The sequence below is a fragment of the Tenacibaculum sp. SSH1-16 genome (assembly GCF_040104435.1).
Lineage (GTDB): Bacteria > Bacteroidota > Bacteroidia > Flavobacteriales > Flavobacteriaceae > Polaribacter > Polaribacter mesophilus.
Window position 1 is genome coordinate 1 of record NZ_JBECOV010000009.1, and the last position, 17,434, is coordinate 17,434.

Sequence of the window (17,434 nt, forward strand, 5' to 3'; positions counted from 1 at the left end):
TCGTACTCACTTATCAAAAATTGATACTTCTGTAAATAGCTTCGAACTAGAGTTAAATCATCTGTATTTATACGCATAACAAAATATAAGATTTTGTCAACGAATTAGTTAACCTTTACAATTGCGAGCGATAGCGAAGCAATCTTTAAGTTATGACTTCGAGATAGGCAGATTACTTCGTTCGTATACTCCCTTGTAATGACGGTTAGTTTAAAAATTGATTGAATACTGGGTTGTTTTTGATGTCGTCAAAAACATCTACATCATTTAAGGTTTCTAACAAATGTACTGATTCGTTTTGTAAATCGTTTAAGGTATCTTTTCTAACAGTTGAGGTTCCCCAGTCTTTATTTTGAAAAATATTAGCATGGAGTTTTTTCATGCCTAATAGGTAATAACCACCATCTTCTGCAGGTCCCATAACTACATCATTAGAATTCAATTTTTCAAAAGCTTCATTGATGTGCTCGGAAGTTAAATCAGGTAGATCACTACCAATAATTACAACTTTTTCATATCCAGTAGAAAATGCTTGTTGAAAAGCGTTGTGCATTCGTATACCTAAATCGTTTCCTTCTTGCAGGTGCTTTTGATATACTGGAGCATTCCAAATATCATTTTCGTGAACTTTTACCGAGTAGTATACAGCTTTATCGCAAGTTAAATTTTGGGTAACTTGTTTTGTGTGTTCTAATAAGAATTTATAAATATCTAACGCAGCTTCGTCTCCAATTGTTTTAGCTAAACGTGTTTTTACTTTACCTAATTCTGGGTTTCTAGTAAATATTAGAAGAAGATTTCTCGACTGCTCTCGAAATGACACTTCATTTTGATTATTCATATATTTTTTCTCCTTTGTGTAACCATTTACTCCATTCTTTATTGAAAGCATGGACTTTTTCTGTAGGTTTGTTTTGTAGGTTAACGATTGTGTTTCCTTGGTTTTTCCATTCGAAAATACCACCATATAGGTTAAAAATGTTGATAAAACCTTCTTTTTGTAGTTTTTCGGCAATGTCTTCTGAACGAATTCCTAAAGAACAATATACTACAATTTTGGTATTCTTGTTTTTAGGAAGTTTTGCTAAGGTGTTTTCTAAATTAAAAAGATCATAACCGACACAAATAGCATTTTTAAGATGACTGACTTTGAATTCTCTAGGTTCACGAGCGTCGAGTATAATTGTGTTGTCACCTTGAGCGGAGTCGAAAGGCTTTTCTTTTTGTAGTTCACTAACAGAAATATACGGAACACTTTCAGTATTATATTTTTTCAATAACTGTTCTAGGTTCTTTTGAGAAAAAGAATTTACGGATATTAATAATATGAGAAAGAAGAGGTTTTTCATATCTAAAAAACATTCACGGTGTTTGATAAAATCTATAGAGAATTAAAGTGATTATATCTCGATACAATTTTTCTTCCAAAATGTCAGAAAAACCACTCGATGTGACATTATTTTACTTTTACATAACTTCATTGTTTCATTAATTCATTGGGCTATGCTACTGTACCTTGACAACTACTTCCTGCACCAGCAGTGCAACCATAACAGTGTTGATTGATAATGATATTTCTGTTTTGCAACAGTGCTTCGTTGTATTCAGAAATGTGCTGTGATTTGCTTGCTACTTTTAGATTTAGCATTTGATTGAAATCGCAATCATATAAATATCCGTCCCAACTTACCGATAGTGTGTTGGTACACATTACATTTTCTACTGCCATAGGATTGTAGGCTTCTACTAACGAATACATATAATCTTCATAATTTTCGGAAGCAATTAAGTAATCTAAAAATCGACTGATAGGTAAATTGGTAATAGCAAAAAGTGAATTGAAAATAATATCAAAATCTTCTTTCAAAGCTTTTTTAAAATCAGCTTCCAAAGCTGCTTGGTCTCCTGGTAAGAAAGCTCCTGATGGATTATAGACTAAATCTAGTTGTAAGCCAGTTCCTTCAATTCCATATCCCACAGCATTTAGCATTTTTAAAGCTTCAATAGATTTGTCGAAAACACCATCACCGCGTTGTTTGTCGGTTTTTCCACGAGTCCAGTGAGGCATAGAAGAAACTACATGTACATTGTGCTTTTTAAAAAACTCGGGTAAATCGTAATACTTTTTATTCGCTCTAATAATAGTTAAGTTAGAGCGCACAATAAAATCTTTAATTCCTGCTTTGGAAGCTTCTTCTACAAACCATCGAAAATTCGGATTCATTTCAGGAGCTCCACCCGTTAAATCCAGGGTGTGTGCTCCAGTTTTTCGAATCACATCTAAACATTGCTCCATGGTTTCTGTGGTCATAATTTCTTTTCGGTCAGGACCAGCATCAACATGGCAATGTGCACAAACTTGATTACACATGTACCCTAAATTAATTTGAAGAATTTCTAATTTTTTAGGACGTAATGGAAACTGATTGGTCTCTTTGAGTTTTTTGGCAAACGTAGGTAATTCACCATCAGCAAAAATTCCGTTTGAGATGATTTCAAGCTGGCGTTGCGTGTTAGCTAAATCGTTGTTTCTAGATTTTAAAGATTTTTTCATTATCCTTTCTATAAAGCTGAAATAAGGTCAGCTTCTCATCTTTTTTAGTGTTTAATATCCTTTGACTAGTTCCTAATGTAGTTTCAATCAAAATACACTTTGATTGAAACTAATGCTCGGGATAAGCGATTCACATAATTTTGATTTTCAAAATTAGTTTTCTGCTTACATTTCTAATTTATTGACTTTATTCATCATTTGAACCCCGTGTACTAAAGTTGCTCCACTTTTAATGGCAGCTCCTACATGAATGGCTTCCATCATTTCCTCTTTAGTAATACCTCGTTGTAATCCGTCTTTAGTGTATGCATCAATACAATAAGGGCATTGTTCAGTATGTGCAACAGCTAAAGCGATTAAGCTTTTTTCACGTGCGGTTAGAGCTCCTTCTTCAAAGACTTTTCCGTAATAATCAAAGAACTTGTTTCCTAATTCTTCACTCCATTCTGTTATTTTACTAAACTTTCGTAAGTCGGCTGGATCGTAGTATGTTTTTGACATGTTATTTCATTTCTATTAAAAAAGTAAAAATACCAAATTGTTTTCACTGCTGTTTTACAAAAGGGTAATGAGATTATTTTCCATTTAAAGACCAATCGTATTTTAAATAACTAACCTTTGCTTTTTGATTAATTTTTACATTTGAGTATTGATTCAGAAAATTGATTAAGTCTCCTTTTTTTGTGAAATCTCCTTGAAACCATTCGAATATTTTAGATAATTGGATGTTATTTTCTGAGATTTTATTTCTTGAAGAATCATTGATAAACTTTTTCATTAAAAGAGTAGTTTTTGATTCATAATTTTTTTCTGTGAAGGCATAATTTGGTAATTGAGGACAAGAGCCTGATGCGCAGTTTACAGCGACATGAATTTTTGGGTCGCTATATTTTTTACGTAAAATTTCATGTTCAATTTGATTTAAGGTATAGGTTTTACCGCCAACTTTAGCAAAAGGAATACTCCATGCGTCTTTACCTTTCTTTTTAATATTCATAATGCTTTTAAGAGGATAATTGTCCAAAATTAGTTGAATGGTGTACGCATTATATGCGTTTGCCCAAAAGGCTTTAGCTTTTGAAGCTGACCAAGATTTTTGAGGTTTTATGTTTGCTAACTCATTTAAATAAGCTTGAAGTTTAGCTTTGTCTTGTTTAAACCCTTTGTAGTTAACGTTTCCTTTTGTATTTACATGTTTTTTTAGTAACGCATCAAAAGTGTTGGTTTGAGCAGTAGAATTTAAGAAGAAAGCTAAACTTAACAGTAAAAATATATTTCGCATGATTTTCGATTTTAAAGTTTAGACGTAGGTTTTGAGGGAACATTACAGAGGATGTTTTTAAAAGTTTGATACAAAAAAAGCCTTAACAAATAAATGTTAAGGCTTTTGTACTGAAGGCGGGACTTGAACCCGCACGGGCATTACGGCCCATTGGATTTTAAGTCCAACGTGTCTACCAATTCCACCACTTCAGCGTATGTGCTTTGTTAATGACTACTTTTAAAATGAAACCTCACTCATATAAGTGAGGTTTCTTGGTACTGAAGGCGGGACTTGAACCCGCACGAGCATTACGGCTCATTGGATTTTAAGTCCAACGTGTCTACCAATTCCACCACTTCAGCATACTCTTTTATAAAAAGGATTGAGCGAAAGACGGGATTTGAACCCGCGACCCTCACCTTGGCAAGGTGATGCTCTACCCCTGAGCTACTTTCGCGTAGTCATTTTTTATTTTAATGAACGTGCATTACTGCGAATGCGGGTGCAAATATAACACCATTTTTTTAATTACAAAGCAGTTTTCATTTTTTTTTAATTTTAATTCCAATAAAATTTTATGGTTGTTCAATAAGAATGGAATATCTTTGCAGAAATTTTTTAAAATTAGAAGTGGATTCTGTTTCATCTGTACATACTAAAACTTCCATAAAATCAATAGTTAAAGACTTTAAACAGTTAACGAAAGTTGGGTTGTCTATTAGTGTGGTTTTTACTTCTATCACTGGATATTTATTAGGGGCAGAATCGATTAATTACACTACAATAATTTTATTAGCTTTAGGAGGATATTTAATGGTTGGAGCGTCAAATACTTTTAACCAAGTAATAGAAAAGGATATTGACGCCGTAATGCAACGTACTAAAAACCGTCCTTTACCTTCTGGAAGAATGTCAGCAACTGTAGCTTTAATTATTGCTACACTATTTACTGTTGCTGGTATTGCTATATTATACGTAATCGATCCTAAATGTGCCTTATTTGGCGCAATTTCTATCTTTTTATATACTAGTGCTTACACACCGTTAAAAGCTCTAACACCTTTGGCTGTTTTTGTAGGGGCTATTCCTGGGGCTATTCCTTTTATGTTAGGTTGGGTAGCTGCAACAGGAAAATTTGGTATAGAAGCAGGGTTTTTATTTATGATTCAGTTTTTTTGGCAATTTCCACACTTTTGGGCTATTGGGTGGCTTCAGTTTGAGGAGTACAATAAAGCAGGGTTGCATATGCTTCCAATGGATAAGAAAGACAAAGGAGCTGTTGTTCAGATTATCTTTTATACATGTATTATGATTTTAATGTCGATTGCGCCTGTATTAAAGGTGACGGGAGATTTTTATATATATCCTATAACAGCAGTAATTATTTTATTATTAGGAGTGTTGATGTTGTATTACGCGATACAGTTATACAAAACAGAAAAAAATACAGATGCTCGTAAGTTAATGTTAGCGAGTGTTTTTTACATTACAATTGTACCCATTATTTATGTGGTAGATAAATTTTTACACTAATGAGTGAACAAACGTTACAAGAAGAGTTAAAAGTAGCAAAACGTAAATCGGCAAAACCTATGTTGTGGATTTCCATGATTAGTATGGTAATGTTTTTTGCAGGGTTAACAAGTGCTTATGTTGTTAGTATGAACCGTGAAGATTGGGTGACGTTTGATTTACCTCAAGCTTTTTACATAAGTACTGTATTAATAGTGTTGAGTAGTGTTACGCTGTTTTTTTCTCAAAAACTATTAAAAAAAGATAATATACAAGCTTCGTTTACTTTATTACTAATTACTTTAGTCTTAGGGTTAGGTTTTGTATGGTATCAATATGTAGGGTTTAACGAGCTAAAAGCTGTAGGGCTTTACTTTACAGGTCCTGAAAGCACAGTGTCTACATCATTTATTATAGGAATTACGTTTATGCATGTTTTACACCTATTAGCGGGTGTAATAGTGCTTTTTGTCGTTATTTATAATCATTTTAAAAAGAAGTATTCTTCAGCTGATATGCTTGGATTTGAACTAGGTGCAATCTTTTGGCATTTCGTTGATGTGCTATGGATTTATCTATTTTTCTTTTTCTATTTTATTAGATGATGAAAAATGCGTAATTTTGGCGCACTGATTTAACAAAAATTAACAATAAGAGATTTATGGGAGCAAATATTGCTGTAAATTCTGACAACAAAGAGACCTGGGGCGGAGGTGGTGTAAAACCATTTGGAGCTAGTTATGGTAAAATGATGATGTGGTTTTTCATCGTATCAGATGCATTAACTTTTTCGGGCTTTTTAGCAGCGTATGGTTTAACACGTTTTAAATTTATTGATTCTTGGCCTATTGCTGATGAGGTATTTACACACTTTCCTGGATTACACGGTGTACATGCACCGATGTACTATGTAGCATTAATGACATTTATTTTAATTGTATCGTCGGTAACAATGGTGTTAGCTGTAGATGCAGGTCATAAAATGCAAAAGAAAAAAGTAGCTTGGTATATGTTTGCTACTATCGTTTTTGGTATTATTTTCGTTGGGTCACAGGCTTGGGAATGGAAAAACTTTATTAATGGTTCTTATGGAGCTGTAAAGTCTGCAGATAATCATATTTTACAGTTTGTAAAAGATGGTCATCAAATTGCATTAGCAGATTTTGTTCATAACGATAGAAAAGATGAAAGAATACAACACACCAGAGAAAATGGTTTATGGTTTCAAAATGAAGCAACTATTTCTCAGTATTCAGTAGCTCAGGTACAAGAAGCTTTTAAAGCAGATCCATCTTTATTAATAAGAATTGAAAAAATTAATCCTGAAACGAAACAAAAAATTGTTTTGTCAAGAGAAGAAAGTATTGCAAAGTTAGCTACAGCTACAAAAGTTGTTGAAGGTGCTAACTTAATAGAAAATGAGTATGGAAATCCTATCTTTGCTGATTTCTTTTTCTTTATTACAGGATTTCACGGATTTCACGTATTTTCAGGTATTATTTTAAATATCATTATTTTCTTTAACGTTGTATTAGGTACCTACGAACGTAGAGGACACTACGAAATGGTTGAGAAGGTAGGTTTATATTGGCACTTTGTAGATTTAGTTTGGGTATTTGTATTTACTTTCTTCTACTTAGTATAATTAAAAAAACAATAGTAAAAATGGGTCACGCACACGAATCAAATACAAAAAGAATTTGGGTTGTTTTAGCAATCTTAACAATAGTTACAACAGTAGAGGTAGTATTAGGTATTATTAAACCAGCATCTTTACACCTACATGGTTGGGGTACTAGTTGGTTAAACTGGATATTTATAATATTAACAATCGTAAAAGCATATTATATAGCATGGGCTTTTATGCATTTAGAAGGAGAAAAGCCATGGCTTAGGCGTTCTATAGTTTGGACGGGAGTTTTCTTAATTTGCTATTTAGTTACACTCGTTTTAATTGAAGGTGATTACTTATTTGAAACATTATCACCATTAGTAAAATGGTAATCGTATAAAAACAGTTAAAAGGTGGTGTAAACCACCTTTTTTTATATAAGAACATTAAAAATGAATAAAACGAAAAGAAACATAGTGTTATTTGCACTGTTTATTGTGCCGCTATTGTTTTATATATTTTTGTCATTAGGAATTAATAACTTTGCTAAGTTACCTGTACTAACAGAAAATGTAATTGATGTCTCATCAATTAGTAATAAAGATCAGTTTGATAAGAGAATATCAATAGTTACCTTTATAGGAAGTAATGTACAAGACGCAAAAGGAGAATTATTTAATCTCAATGAAAAAATCTATAAACCATTTTATGGATTCAAAGACTTTCAGCTAGTTGTTATTGCTTCTAAAGAAGCAAAAGAAGAAGTAGAAAAACTTCAGAAGGAAATAGGAGTTTATACCAATATGATAAAATGGAACTTTATCTTTGCTAGTGATGCTGAAATTGAGGTACTGTATGATAGCTTTAAAACAAACCAATCATTAGATAGAAATTTACATTCTTCAAAAGCTTTTATAATTGATAAAAATGGGAGCTTAAGAGGCAGAACAGATGATGAAGATAGTTTAGGAGGAAAGTTGTTTGGTTATAATATGAAGTCTGTAGCTGAATTAAACAATAAAATGAAAGATGATGTTAAGGTAGTATTGGCTGAATATCGTTTGGCATTAAAAAAGAATAACGCAGATAGAGAAATTTAAGGAAGACTCACATGAAAAAACAAAATTATTCATACATAGGTATTTCACTAATAGTATTGCTTTTTGGTATTTATGCAATTCCTAAGATTATAGCACATTTTCAAACAGCAAATCTGCATAAATTTAATAAAGTACCCGACTTCGAATTTATCAATCAAGACGGTGAAACAATCACCAATAAGGACTACGAAGGAAAAGTATATGTAGTTGAGTTCTTTTTTGCCACTTGTCCTACTATCTGTCCTTTAATGAATGCACAAATGGTAGAAATTCAAAATGAATTTATGGGGAATCCTAATTTTGGTATAGCATCATTTTCAATTACTCCAGAAATTGACACACCACACCAATTGAAAGAATATGCTAAGAATAATGGTATAAACCATAGAAACTGGCATTTACTTACTGGAAAACCAGAGGATATTGTATATAATTTGTCAAATGAAGGTTTTAAGCTGTATGCAGGGAAAGGAGAAGCTAGCCATGGTGGATTTGAACATTCTGGTTTGTTTGCATTAGTAGATAAAGATGGATATATCCGTTCAAGATATGATGAACATGGAAATCCAATTATGTATTACAGAGCCTTAGATGAACATAATTTCGGAAACCAAATTAGTGAGTTAAAAGAAGATATTAAGTTATTACTGAAAGAGTAACATGAGTGCAATAGAAGAAAAAAAATATAAAAAATTTATTACTATAGTTTCTATCGTAATCCCTATAGCAGTAGCTGCTCTATTTGGAATTAAAATACCTAATGTAGAACCATTGTCTTTTTTACCGCCTATTTATGCTAGTATAAATGGTTTTACGGCTATGTTGCTCGTCGCTTCAGTAGTTGCAATCAAAAACGGAAAAATAAAATTACATGAACAGCTAAATACCACAGCTATTGTTTGTTCAGCACTATTCTTAGTGATGTATGTAGCATATCACATGACTTCAGATTCTACTAAATTTGGAGGAGAAGGAATAATTAAATATGTGTATTTTTTCATCTTAATTACTCATATATTATTGTCAATAATCATTATTCCATTTGTATTGATAACTTTTATGAGAGCTCGTTTGGGTAATTTTCCTGAACATAAAAAAATAGCAAAAATTACATTTCCCTTATGGTTATATGTAGCGGTTACTGGAGTAGTTGTTTATTTAATGATATCACCTTATTATGTTTAAAAAGATTATATTTTTAATATTACTTGGTTTTTCTTTCAATACTTCAGCACAATGTGCAATGTGTAAGGCAGTGATAGAAGGAGGAAATGAAACTATTGCTGAAGGAGTAAATAATGGAATAACTTATTTAATGGTGTTTCCATATATATTAGTCGGACTTTTATTTTACTTTATTTATCGTCACAAAAAGAAAGCAAAAAATTAGTTTTCCTAAAAATCAAGAATTTTTTGTAACATTTTTTTGTTTTAATCGTCACATAGTAGCAATAAATAAAATAACTTACCATATTTACATATTAAGTTATAAAATTGTTTGCTAGCTTTTGTAATTAATAGAAAAGCGATATATTTCTACTTTTAGAAATATCAACTAACTGAGTTTAAATAAAAAATATTGATCTTTTGAAAACTAAAATTGCATTATTTGCAGCTATTTTTACTTCTGTAGCTGTTTTTTCACAAAAACAATGGACACTTAAAGAGTGTGTAGATTACGCATTAAAAAATAATATAACAGTTAAGCAAAACCGCTTAAATATTGAGATTGCTGAAGCAGATGTTAAAAGTAATAAAGCTAATTTTTTACCAAGTATAAATGCTTCAACATCAGGAAACCTTTCTACTGGGTCTTCATTTGACCCTGTATCTCAAAACAGAACAGAAAATACAACCCTATTTGGAGGGGCGTTAGGTGTAAATGCTAGTTATACGGTTTTTAATGGTTTTAAAAACTTAAATCAAAAAAAGCAAGCAGTATTAGGAGTAGAAGGGAGTAAACTAGATTTAGCCAAAGTAGAAAATGATATTTCACTTAATGTAGTTAATGAGTATTTAAATGTATTATTTGCTAAAGAAAATTTATCAGTAGCTAAGGTGCAAGCAGAAATCAGTAAAAAGCAAATTGAAAGAGCAAGAGCTCAGTTTGAAGGAGGAGTAATACCCAAAGGAGATTTATTAAACGTTGAATCTACGGCTGCAAATGATGTTCAAAATGTAGTACTACAAGAAAATACTTTGAGTATAGCTTTATTAAGATTAAGTCAATTATTACAAATTCCTTCTAAAGATTTTAATGTAGCAGATATTGAAGTAGGGTCTCCTTCAGCAGCATTATTATATGATAACGCAAATGTGGTATATGAAAAAGCATTAACTGTTTGGCCAGATATAGAAAGAGCTAAATTAGATGTTGAAAGCACTAAATTAGGTGTTGAAATTGCTAAATCAGGATATTATCCTACTATCAATGCTTCTTTAGGAGCCAACACAAATTATAGGTATTTTTTAGATCCTTCAGCTCCAGCAGGTAGGCTTTTAGATCAGTTAGATGGTAATTTAGGTTTTAGCCTAGGATTTAGCGTTAATATTCCAATTTTTAATGGGTTTAGAAATGATGCTAATGTTGAACGATCTATTGTAAATAATTCAATTAGTGAATTTAGATTGGAAAGTCAAAAATTACAGTTGCAACAAGAAATTGAAAGAGCTTTTTTAGATGCTAAAGCAGCTGCTAAAACATATGAAGCAGCACAAGTATCATTAGAGGCTCAAAAAGAAGCCTTTAAAAATGCACAAGTTAGTTATGACTATGGGTCAATGACTCAATTTGATTTTGATCAAGTACGTAATCGATTAGTAAATGCAGAAGGAGCAATGATTAGGGCTAAATACGATTATGTATTTAAAACTAAAGTATTAAAATTTTATTACGGGGAGTCAATTGTTGACTAGCTAAGAAAAATTTATTTATTGTTGAAAAAGCCTTGTTAGAATTTTACTAATGAGGTTTTTCTTTATAATGTATCTTTGCCAAAAATAAATTTTCAGATTTGGCAACAATCTTACACATAGAAACAGCAACAAAAAACTGTTCGGTTAGCGTAGCAATAAAAGGAGAGCTTTTAGCTTTACAAGAGTTAAATGATGGAAATTATTCACATGCTGAAAAGCTGCATCCATTTATTCAACAAGTAATGAAAAAAGCAAAGCTTTCTTTTAATGATATTGATGCTGTTGCAGTAAGTAAAGGTCCTGGTTCTTATACAGGACTACGTATTGGAGTTTCAGCAGCAAAAGGATTATGTTTTGCTTTTGACAAGTCTTTAATATCTATTGAAACATTACAATCATTAGCTCATAAAGTTTCTGTAAAGGAAGGAGTTATTGTCCCGATGTTAGACGCACGTCGTATGGAAGTATATGCAGCTGTATATAATTCTAAATACGAACAGGTAAGAGATATAAAAGCAGAAATCATAAATGAAAGTTCTTTTGAAGAATATTTATCTAAAGGGAAGGTATACTTTATAGGTGATGGAGCAGAAAAGTGTAAAGGAGTAATTGTGAACGAAAATGCAGTTTTTATTGATGGAGAGTTTCCTTCTGCAAAAGAAATGGTTCAGTTAAGTTTAGATAAGTACAAAAAAAACGACATCGAAGATGTCGCTTATTTTGAACCTTTTTATTTAAAAGATTTTGTAGTTACGCCTGAAAAAAAACGTTAACCCTCTTTGTGGATTTCTACTGAGTGAGGGTAAGGAATTTCAATTCCAGCATTATCTAAGGCTATTTTTGTGTTTTCAGTTATATCAAAGTATACAGCCCAATAATCTTCTGTTTTAGACCAAGGTCTCACAGCAAAATTTACAGAACTATCTGCCAATTCAGATACATTTACTGTAGGAGCAGGGTCTTTTAATACTTTTGGGTGCGAGGTAATAACATTCATTAATATTTCTTTGGTTTGTTTAATATCAGCATCGTAAGAAACACCAAAGGTTAAATCTACTCTACGTGTACCTTCGGCAGAGTAATTAACAATGTTTCCATTAGATAAAGAACCATTAGGTATAATTATTTCTTTGTTAGATAAGCCCGTAAGCTTGGTAGTAAATATTTCTATTTCTTTTACAACACCAATTTCACCTTGAGCCTCTATTAAATCTCCAATCTTAAAAGGTTTAAAAAGCATAATTAAAACACCGCCAGCAAAATTACCTAAAGAACCTTGTAAAGCAAGACCAACAGCCAAACCAGCTGAGGCTAAAATAGCAGCAAAAGATGTGGTTTCAACACCCAATTTTGCTATTACTGTGATTATTAAAAGGATTTTTAAAGTCCAATGTAGTAAATTAACTAAGAACTTTTGTAGCGTAATGTCTACTTCTCTTTTAATCATTATTTTTCTTGTAGCTTTAAGTAGTAGTCCAATAATGTAAGAACCTACAATGTAAATAATAATAGCCATAATCGCTTTCGGAGCGTATGTCATTATTAAATCTTGAAATTTTTCAAAATACTTTTCCATTTTTATGGTAAATTTTAGTTGTTAATAAATGATTTTTAATAAGTAGCGGTTAGATTTTTATAGTATTAAACTGATTAAACCTAATAAAGCAGGAATAGACTGAATGACAAAAATACGAGGTTTTTTTGTAGAAAAAGAACCATAAAGACCAGCAATAAAAACACAAATCAAGAAAAATATTCCCACATCAATTTTTTGTGATAAAATAGACCAAGTTAAACCAGCTGCAAGAAAACCGTTGTATAACCCTTGATTAGCGGCTAATACTTTTGTTTCCTCAGCAAAATCTTTTGATTTTAAACCAAAGGTTTTTATTCCTTTAGGTTTGGTCCATAAAAGCATCTCTAGTACAAGAATATATAAATGAATAATAGCTACTAGAGTTAAAAGAGAATATTGTATAATGTTCATGATAATTAATAAAGATGAAATATGCTGCTCGAGCAACTACTAAAACCGCATATGGTAAGTGACTAGTTTATATAGATGTTAATTTACTTCAAAAGTTACTTTTAGGTTTACTCTAAACTCAGTTACTTCATCATCATTAACAACCACACTTTGTGATTGTACAAAAGCAGATTTAATTCCTTTTACCGATTTAGAAGCTTGTTTAATTGCTTTTCTAGTAGCATCTTCCCAGCTTTTTTCAGAGTTTGCTAAAATTTCAATAACTTTCATTACTGCCATAATAATTTTTTTAAAGATTAATACATGTAAATATAAGCTTTTAATAATGTTTTTATGTAGATGAAACATCTAATGTTAATTTAATGTTATGTAAATGTTTTTAATATGTAAATTTTTTGTATATTTGTGTTAAGAGGTATTAACTTTAAAAGATTTACATTATGAAAAAATTAATAATAGCAGTTTGTATGTTGTCGGTTTCATTTATGCAAGCTCAAGACGTGGAACCAAAATATGAAGTTGAAGGAGACTTAGTAAAAGCTACTTATTTTTATAAAGATGGCACTATTAAAGAGCAAGGTTTTTTCAAAGATAAAAAGTTAACAGGTACTTGGACTTCTTTTGATAAAAAAGGAAATAAAGTAACTATAGGCCATTATGAAGCAGGAAAAAAAGTAGGTAAATGGTTTATGTGGAAAGAAGATGGGTTAAAAGAAATTGATTTTAAAGACAATGCCATAGCAAGCGTACAAACTTGGAAGGAAGAGACCAAAATGGCAGTGAAATAAGTTAATATTTTGCAGAATAAGAAAATTAGACCGAGTATTTTAGATACTCGGTTTTTTTATTTTCTACCAAAATCAGCAGGAATTTCACCCCAAGCCTTAGTTTCCCACTTTAATAACGGGTTTTTATAAGAATTCTCTTCCAACCATTTTTCAGCACGTCTAATTAAATCTAAAATTTCTTTATTAGAACTATCAAATGTAATATTGGTTCTGCATTGCTTATTTTTAACCCAACTCATAGCGATTTTAGAGTCAGAATAAATAGGGAGAGAATCCATATTTTTACTTTTTAACAAAGCAATTCCATGTACAAGAGCTAAGAACTCACCAATATTATTAGTGCCGTTATTAAATGGTCCCATTTTAAATATTTCTTTCTTGTTATGAGTTAATACCCCTCTATATTCCATTAAGCCAGGGTTTCCGGCACAAGCAGCGTCAACAGAAATACTTTCTAAGATGGGAGAACCGTATTTGGCTTTTTCTTTTGCGGAAAGGCTTATTTTTTTAGTATCTTTTCCTTTATAGTCATTATAGCTTTTTTTTAAGGCTAATTCAGCTTCGTTTTTATCAGCAAAAGCTTTGTATTGTGCACCAGTAAAACCATTAATTTGCTTTTTACAAGTATCCCAAGATGAAAAAACACCTGTTTTTTTTCCCTTCCAAACTACATAATATTTTTTCTTCTTACTCATTGTGTAAAATAACCTCTTCTATAACCTTTGGGAAATGTTTATATTCTAATTCATGAACTTTCTTTGCTATAGTCTCTGGAGTATCATCAAATGAAATAGTTGTTTTAGCTTGGAAGATAATAGCACCTTCGTCATAATTTTCATTCACGTAATGTATAGTAATACCTGTTTCAGTTTCATTATTTTCTTTTACAGCATTATGTACGTTCATTCCGTACATTCCTTTTCCTCCATATTTTGGTAACAATGCTGGGTGTATATTGATTATTTTATTAGCGAAAGCTTCCACAATTTTAGAAGGAATACGCCATAAAAAACCAGCTAATACAATAATATCAGCTTCAGCGAGTAAAAAGTTTAAAACAGTGTCATCTTTACTAAAGCTTTCTCTATCAAATAAAGATGCATCAATGTTTAGTCGTTCACAACGGTCAAAAACTTTGGCACGTTGGTTGTTAGAAAGCACATGAGTAACAATTGCAGTTTTAGTTGAATTGAAGTGTTTTATGATGTTTTCGGCATTAGAACCCGAACCAGAAGCAAAAATAACGATGCGTTTCATGTTAAAATTTAGTTGTTTTGTTACTACAAAAAAAAGAATAATTATTAACAATGGTGGTGTATGTAGCAAAATATTCAGGTATTTTTTTTATTTTAGACATCACATTTTTGAGCAAAAATTAGAATTAATAACTAAGATTTGTATTTTTGCCTCGATTTTAAATTTTAAAACAAACAAATTATGTCAGACATTGCATCAAGAGTAAAAGCAATTATCGTAGACAAATTAGGAGTAGACGATAACGAAGTAACTAACGAAGCAAGCTTCACAAACGATTTAGGAGCAGATTCTTTAGATACGGTTGAGTTAATCATGGAATTCGAAAAAGAATTTGATATTCAAATTCCAGATGATCAGGCAGAAAACATTGGTACTGTAGGTCAAGCGATTAGCTATATTGAAGACGCAAAAAAATAAGATTATATGCAATTAAAACGAGTTGTAGTAACTGGACTTGGCGCATTAACGCCAATAGGAAACAATAAAGAAGAGTATTGGAATAGCTTGGTTAACGGAGTTAGCGGAGCAGCACCTATAACGTATTTTGATGCTGCCAAGTTCAAAACTCGTTTCGCATGTGAGCTTAAAGATTTCAACGCGACCGATTTTATAAACAGAAAAGAGGCGCGTAAAATGGATAAGTTTACGCAATATGCGATGGTTGCTTCAGATGAAGCAATTGCTGATGCTAAGCTAAATCTAGATGATGTTAACAAATTAAGAGTTGGTGTTATTTGGGGAGCTGGTATTGGAGGATTGGAAACGTTTCAAAATGAGGTGTTAAATTATGCTGAAGGAGATGGATCTCCTCGTTTCAATCCTTTTTTTATTCCAAAAATGATTGCAGATATTGCCCCTGGGAATATTTCTATTAAAAATGGATTTATGGGGCCTAACTATACTACGGTATCTGCTTGTGCATCGTCTGCAAATGCTATGATTGATGCTTTGAACTATATTCGACTAGGTCATTGTGATGTAGTTGTAACAGGGGGAAGTGAAGCTGCTGTTACAATTGCAGGTATGGGTGGTTTTAACGCTATGCACGCCCTATCTACTAGAAATGAAAGTCCAGAAACAGCTTCAAGACCATTTGATGCTGAACGTGATGGATTCGTTTTAGGAGAAGGTGCAGGAGCTATAGTTTTAGAAGAGTATGAACATGCTAAGGCTAGAGGAGCAAAGATTTACGCTGAAGTTATTGGTGGAGGGTTATCGTCAGATGCTTACCATATGACAGCACCTCACCCAGATGGAATAGGTGTAATTGCAGTAATGAAAAACTGCTTAGAAAATGCAGGTATAAAACCTGAAGATGTAGATCATATTAATACACATGGGACTTCAACACCTTTAGGAGATGTTGCTGAATTAAAAGCAATATCTGAAGTTTTTGGAGATCATGCAAAGAACATTAATATTAACTCAACAAAGTCTATGACTGGACACTTGTTGGGGGCTGCAGGTGCTATTGAAGCAATAGCATCATTATTAGCAATGGAACATGGTGTTGTTCCTCCAACAATTAATCATGTTAATGTTGATGAAAACATCAATCCAGAATTAAACCTAACGTTGAATAATGCTCAAAAAAGAGATATTAAAGTTGCTATGAGCAACACATTTGGTTTCGGTGGGCATAATGCTTGTATAGCCTTTAGAAAACTAGATTAATCTTTTATGAATTTTCTTCGTAGAATTGTTAAACCCCAAAACAAAGAGGATGAAAACTTCTACTACGAATTAAAAGAGCTGCTTAATTTTAAACCAATTAAGTTATCGTATTATAAAAAAGCATTTACGCACAGATCTTTAAAATTAGTAGATAGTAAAGGGCATCCAATAAACTACGAACGGTTAGAGTTTTTAGGTGACGCTATTTTAGGAACTGTAATTGCTTCCTATTTATTTAAAAAAGTACCTGAAGGAGATGAAGGGTATTTAACACAAATGCGATCTAAAATAGTAAGTAGAGAGCATTTAAATAGCTTAGGTAAAGATCTAGAGTTGATTAGATTTATAAAGAGTAATATTTCTAAAGAGCACGTTAGCAATAATATTCACGGAAATATTTTTGAAGCTCTGGTAGGTGCAATTTACTTAGATAGAGGATACAATTATTGCCACCAGTTTATTTACGAGCAAGTAATAATGCCTTATGTAGATATTGAAAGATTAGAAGGTAAAATATCTAGTTATAAAGGTTTTGTTATAGAATGGTGTCAAAAGCAGAAGAAAAAGTATAAGTTTGAATCATACGAAGACTCAGGTAACCAGAGTAAAAAACATTTTAGTGTACGCGTAAGTATTGATGGTAGTATTGTAGCTAAGGGAAGAGCTACCTCTAAGAAAAAAGCAGAAGAAATTGCTGCTAAAAGGGTTTATTTTGCAATGCAAAAACAAATGCTAAAATCTTAACGTATAAACAATAAACGTTTTCATAA

The 17,434-nt window shown here is 31.8% G+C and carries 24 protein-coding genes and 3 tRNA genes; 14 read left to right on the top strand and 13 right to left on the bottom strand.

The genetic code is table 11. From position 1 onward, the window contains the following. Positions 1–205: 205 nt before the first annotated feature. The 8 genes from ABMY20_RS11330 to ABMY20_RS11365 form a co-directional block, all read right to left on the bottom strand. Positions 206–841 carry a TIGR04282 family arsenosugar biosynthesis glycosyltransferase gene (locus ABMY20_RS11330; protein WP_047788226.1) on the bottom strand — a complete coding sequence of 212 codons (636 nt, stop codon included), beginning with the start codon at positions 839–841 and terminating at the stop codon, positions 206–208. Next, positions 834–1,349: a rhodanese-like domain-containing protein gene (locus tag ABMY20_RS11335; protein ID WP_047788227.1), complete on the bottom strand. Its 516-nt coding sequence runs from the start codon at positions 1,347–1,349 to the stop codon at positions 834–836. The genes ABMY20_RS11330 and ABMY20_RS11335 overlap by 8 nt, the downstream gene beginning before the upstream one ends. Before the next feature lie 152 nt (positions 1,350–1,501). Next, the gene (arsS, locus tag ABMY20_RS11340) at positions 1,502–2,557 is read right to left on the bottom strand and encodes an arsenosugar biosynthesis radical SAM (seleno)protein ArsS (RefSeq protein ID WP_253055792.1); all 1,056 of its coding nucleotides are present in this window, start codon (positions 2,555–2,557) and stop codon (positions 1,502–1,504) included. Positions 2,558–2,719: 162 nt separating this feature from the next. Then, positions 2,720–3,055 carry an arsenosugar biosynthesis-associated peroxidase-like protein gene (locus ABMY20_RS11345; protein ID WP_047788229.1) on the bottom strand — a complete coding sequence of 112 codons (336 nt, stop codon included), beginning with the start codon at positions 3,053–3,055 and terminating at the stop codon, positions 2,720–2,722. Between the two features lie 73 nt (positions 3,056–3,128). Next, complete coding sequence (locus ABMY20_RS11350; RefSeq protein ID WP_349265336.1) at positions 3,129–3,836, bottom strand: DUF547 domain-containing protein; 708 nt, start codon at positions 3,834–3,836, stop codon at positions 3,129–3,131. Between the two features lie 108 nt (positions 3,837–3,944). After that, positions 3,945–4,030: transfer RNA gene (locus ABMY20_RS11355), tRNA-Leu, on the bottom strand. A 61-nt stretch (positions 4,031–4,091) separates the two neighbouring features. Then, a tRNA-Leu gene (locus ABMY20_RS11360) sits at positions 4,092–4,180 on the bottom strand. A gap of 23 nt (positions 4,181–4,203) precedes the next feature. Next, positions 4,204–4,275, bottom strand: a tRNA-Gly gene (locus tag ABMY20_RS11365). Between the two features lie 137 nt (positions 4,276–4,412). Between ABMY20_RS11365 and cyoE the strand changes: the two genes are divergently transcribed. From cyoE to tsaB, 10 genes are all read left to right on the top strand, one after another. Beyond that, the gene (gene cyoE / locus ABMY20_RS11370) at positions 4,413–5,351 is read left to right on the top strand and encodes a heme o synthase (RefSeq protein WP_349265337.1); all 939 of its coding nucleotides are present in this window, start codon (positions 4,413–4,415) and stop codon (positions 5,349–5,351) included. After that, on the top strand, positions 5,351–5,935 hold the full coding sequence (locus ABMY20_RS11375) for a cytochrome c oxidase subunit 3 (protein ID WP_047788232.1): 585 nt from the start codon (positions 5,351–5,353) through the stop codon (positions 5,933–5,935). Before cyoE ends, ABMY20_RS11375 begins: the two co-directional genes overlap by 1 nt. A 56-nt stretch (positions 5,936–5,991) precedes the next feature. Next, positions 5,992–6,975: a cytochrome c oxidase subunit 3 gene (locus tag ABMY20_RS11380; protein ID WP_047788233.1), complete on the top strand. Its 984-nt coding sequence runs from the start codon at positions 5,992–5,994 to the stop codon at positions 6,973–6,975. 20 nt (positions 6,976–6,995) lie between these two features. Further along, positions 6,996–7,334, top strand: coding sequence for a cytochrome C oxidase subunit IV family protein (locus ABMY20_RS11385; RefSeq protein ID WP_047788234.1), 339 nt, complete (start codon positions 6,996–6,998; stop codon positions 7,332–7,334). 60 nt (positions 7,335–7,394) lie between these two features. Further along, the gene (locus tag ABMY20_RS11390) at positions 7,395–8,042 is read left to right on the top strand and encodes a hypothetical protein (protein WP_047788235.1); all 648 of its coding nucleotides are present in this window, start codon (positions 7,395–7,397) and stop codon (positions 8,040–8,042) included. A gap of 11 nt (positions 8,043–8,053) precedes the next feature. After that, a complete protein-coding gene (locus ABMY20_RS11395; RefSeq protein WP_047788236.1) occupies positions 8,054–8,701 on the top strand; it encodes an SCO family protein in 648 nt (215 codons plus the stop codon). Position 8,702: 1 nt separating this feature from the next. Continuing rightward, on the top strand, positions 8,703–9,227 hold the full coding sequence (locus ABMY20_RS11400) for a DUF420 domain-containing protein (protein WP_349265338.1): 525 nt from the start codon (positions 8,703–8,705) through the stop codon (positions 9,225–9,227). Then, a complete protein-coding gene (locus tag ABMY20_RS11405; RefSeq protein WP_047788238.1) occupies positions 9,220–9,432 on the top strand; it encodes a hypothetical protein in 213 nt (70 codons plus the stop codon). The genes ABMY20_RS11400 and ABMY20_RS11405 overlap by 8 nt, the downstream gene beginning before the upstream one ends. 197 nt (positions 9,433–9,629) lie before the next feature. Further along, positions 9,630–10,958, top strand: a complete 1,329-nt coding sequence (locus tag ABMY20_RS11410; RefSeq protein WP_047788239.1) for a TolC family protein — start codon at positions 9,630–9,632, stop codon at positions 10,956–10,958. A gap of 98 nt (positions 10,959–11,056) precedes the next feature. Next, the gene (tsaB, locus tag ABMY20_RS11415; protein ID WP_349265339.1) at positions 11,057–11,731 is read left to right on the top strand and encodes a tRNA (adenosine(37)-N6)-threonylcarbamoyltransferase complex dimerization subunit type 1 TsaB; all 675 of its coding nucleotides are present in this window, start codon (positions 11,057–11,059) and stop codon (positions 11,729–11,731) included. Here tsaB and ABMY20_RS11420 read toward each other — a convergent pair. The 3 genes from ABMY20_RS11420 to ABMY20_RS11430 all read right to left on the bottom strand — a co-directional run bounded on the left by ABMY20_RS11420 (position 11,728) and on the right by ABMY20_RS11430 (position 13,224). After that, positions 11,728–12,534, bottom strand: a complete 807-nt coding sequence (locus ABMY20_RS11420; protein ID WP_047788241.1) for a mechanosensitive ion channel domain-containing protein — start codon at positions 12,532–12,534, stop codon at positions 11,728–11,730. The two genes, tsaB and ABMY20_RS11420, sit on opposite strands and share 4 nt — an antisense overlap. Positions 12,535–12,591: 57 nt before the next feature. Next, positions 12,592–12,945, bottom strand: coding sequence for a DUF1304 domain-containing protein (locus ABMY20_RS11425; protein WP_047788242.1), 354 nt, complete (start codon positions 12,943–12,945; stop codon positions 12,592–12,594). A gap of 78 nt (positions 12,946–13,023) precedes the next feature. Continuing rightward, positions 13,024–13,224: a dodecin family protein gene (locus ABMY20_RS11430; protein ID WP_047788376.1), complete on the bottom strand. Its 201-nt coding sequence runs from the start codon at positions 13,222–13,224 to the stop codon at positions 13,024–13,026. 161 nt (positions 13,225–13,385) lie between these two features. On the opposite strand from ABMY20_RS11430, the gene ABMY20_RS11435 reads away from it, so the two are divergent. Next, on the top strand, positions 13,386–13,733 hold the full coding sequence (locus tag ABMY20_RS11435; protein ID WP_047788243.1) for a nicotinic acid mononucleotide adenyltransferase: 348 nt from the start codon (positions 13,386–13,388) through the stop codon (positions 13,731–13,733). A gap of 56 nt (positions 13,734–13,789) precedes the next feature. Here the strand turns inward: ABMY20_RS11435 and ABMY20_RS11440 are convergent, their stop codons facing one another. Next, positions 13,790–14,428, bottom strand: coding sequence for a ribonuclease H family protein (locus ABMY20_RS11440; protein ID WP_349265340.1), 639 nt, complete (start codon positions 14,426–14,428; stop codon positions 13,790–13,792). Next, the gene (locus tag ABMY20_RS11445; protein ID WP_349265341.1) at positions 14,421–14,990 is read right to left on the bottom strand and encodes a phosphoribosylglycinamide formyltransferase; all 570 of its coding nucleotides are present in this window, start codon (positions 14,988–14,990) and stop codon (positions 14,421–14,423) included. The genes ABMY20_RS11440 and ABMY20_RS11445 overlap by 8 nt, the downstream gene beginning before the upstream one ends. A gap of 180 nt (positions 14,991–15,170) precedes the next feature. On the opposite strand from ABMY20_RS11445, the gene ABMY20_RS11450 reads away from it, so the two are divergent. Genes ABMY20_RS11450 through rnc form a run of 3 tightly spaced genes read left to right on the top strand, consistent with a single transcriptional unit; the run spans position 15,171 to position 17,408 of the window. Further along, complete coding sequence (locus ABMY20_RS11450) at positions 15,171–15,407, top strand: acyl carrier protein (RefSeq protein WP_028891431.1); 237 nt, start codon at positions 15,171–15,173, stop codon at positions 15,405–15,407. Positions 15,408–15,413: 6 nt separating this feature from the next. Continuing rightward, the gene (gene fabF, locus ABMY20_RS11455; protein ID WP_159509347.1) at positions 15,414–16,664 is read left to right on the top strand and encodes a beta-ketoacyl-ACP synthase II; all 1,251 of its coding nucleotides are present in this window, start codon (positions 15,414–15,416) and stop codon (positions 16,662–16,664) included. Positions 16,665–16,670: 6 nt separating this feature from the next. Then, on the top strand, positions 16,671–17,408 hold the full coding sequence (gene rnc, locus ABMY20_RS11460; protein WP_047788247.1) for a ribonuclease III: 738 nt from the start codon (positions 16,671–16,673) through the stop codon (positions 17,406–17,408). Positions 17,409–17,434: the final 26 nt, after the last annotated feature.

Coding starts and splice junctions, on each gene's coding strand:
- ABMY20_RS11405 (WP_047788238.1), top strand. CDS start 9,220: ATGTTTAAAAAGATTATATTTTTAATATTACTTGGTTTTTCTTTCAAT.
- ABMY20_RS11375 (WP_047788232.1), top strand. CDS start 5,351: ATGAGTGAACAAACGTTACAAGAAGAGTTAAAAGTAGCAAAACGTAAA.
- ABMY20_RS11440 (WP_349265340.1), bottom strand. CDS start 14,428: ATGAGTAAGAAGAAAAAATATTATGTAGTTTGGAAGGGAAAAAAAACA.
- rnc (WP_047788247.1), top strand. CDS start 16,671: ATGAATTTTCTTCGTAGAATTGTTAAACCCCAAAACAAAGAGGATGAA.
- ABMY20_RS11335 (WP_047788227.1), bottom strand. CDS start 1,349: ATGAAAAACCTCTTCTTTCTCATATTATTAATATCCGTAAATTCTTTT.
- ABMY20_RS11420 (WP_047788241.1), bottom strand. CDS start 12,534: ATGGAAAAGTATTTTGAAAAATTTCAAGATTTAATAATGACATACGCT.
- cyoE (WP_349265337.1), top strand. CDS start 4,413: ATGGAATATCTTTGCAGAAATTTTTTAAAATTAGAAGTGGATTCTGTT.
- ABMY20_RS11380 (WP_047788233.1), top strand. CDS start 5,992: ATGGGAGCAAATATTGCTGTAAATTCTGACAACAAAGAGACCTGGGGC.
- ABMY20_RS11345 (WP_047788229.1), bottom strand. CDS start 3,055: ATGTCAAAAACATACTACGATCCAGCCGACTTACGAAAGTTTAGTAAA.
- ABMY20_RS11430 (WP_047788376.1), bottom strand. CDS start 13,224: ATGGCAGTAATGAAAGTTATTGAAATTTTAGCAAACTCTGAAAAAAGC.
- ABMY20_RS11330 (WP_047788226.1), bottom strand. CDS start 841: ATGAATAATCAAAATGAAGTGTCATTTCGAGAGCAGTCGAGAAATCTT.
- ABMY20_RS11425 (WP_047788242.1), bottom strand. CDS start 12,945: ATGAACATTATACAATATTCTCTTTTAACTCTAGTAGCTATTATTCAT.
- ABMY20_RS11445 (WP_349265341.1), bottom strand. CDS start 14,990: ATGAAACGCATCGTTATTTTTGCTTCTGGTTCGGGTTCTAATGCCGAA.
- ABMY20_RS11435 (WP_047788243.1), top strand. CDS start 13,386: ATGAAAAAATTAATAATAGCAGTTTGTATGTTGTCGGTTTCATTTATG.
- ABMY20_RS11450 (WP_028891431.1), top strand. CDS start 15,171: ATGTCAGACATTGCATCAAGAGTAAAAGCAATTATCGTAGACAAATTA.
- ABMY20_RS11390 (WP_047788235.1), top strand. CDS start 7,395: ATGAATAAAACGAAAAGAAACATAGTGTTATTTGCACTGTTTATTGTG.
- ABMY20_RS11350 (WP_349265336.1), bottom strand. CDS start 3,836: ATGCGAAATATATTTTTACTGTTAAGTTTAGCTTTCTTCTTAAATTCT.
- ABMY20_RS11385 (WP_047788234.1), top strand. CDS start 6,996: ATGGGTCACGCACACGAATCAAATACAAAAAGAATTTGGGTTGTTTTA.
- ABMY20_RS11395 (WP_047788236.1), top strand. CDS start 8,054: ATGAAAAAACAAAATTATTCATACATAGGTATTTCACTAATAGTATTG.
- fabF (WP_159509347.1), top strand. CDS start 15,414: ATGCAATTAAAACGAGTTGTAGTAACTGGACTTGGCGCATTAACGCCA.
- ABMY20_RS11400 (WP_349265338.1), top strand. CDS start 8,703: ATGAGTGCAATAGAAGAAAAAAAATATAAAAAATTTATTACTATAGTT.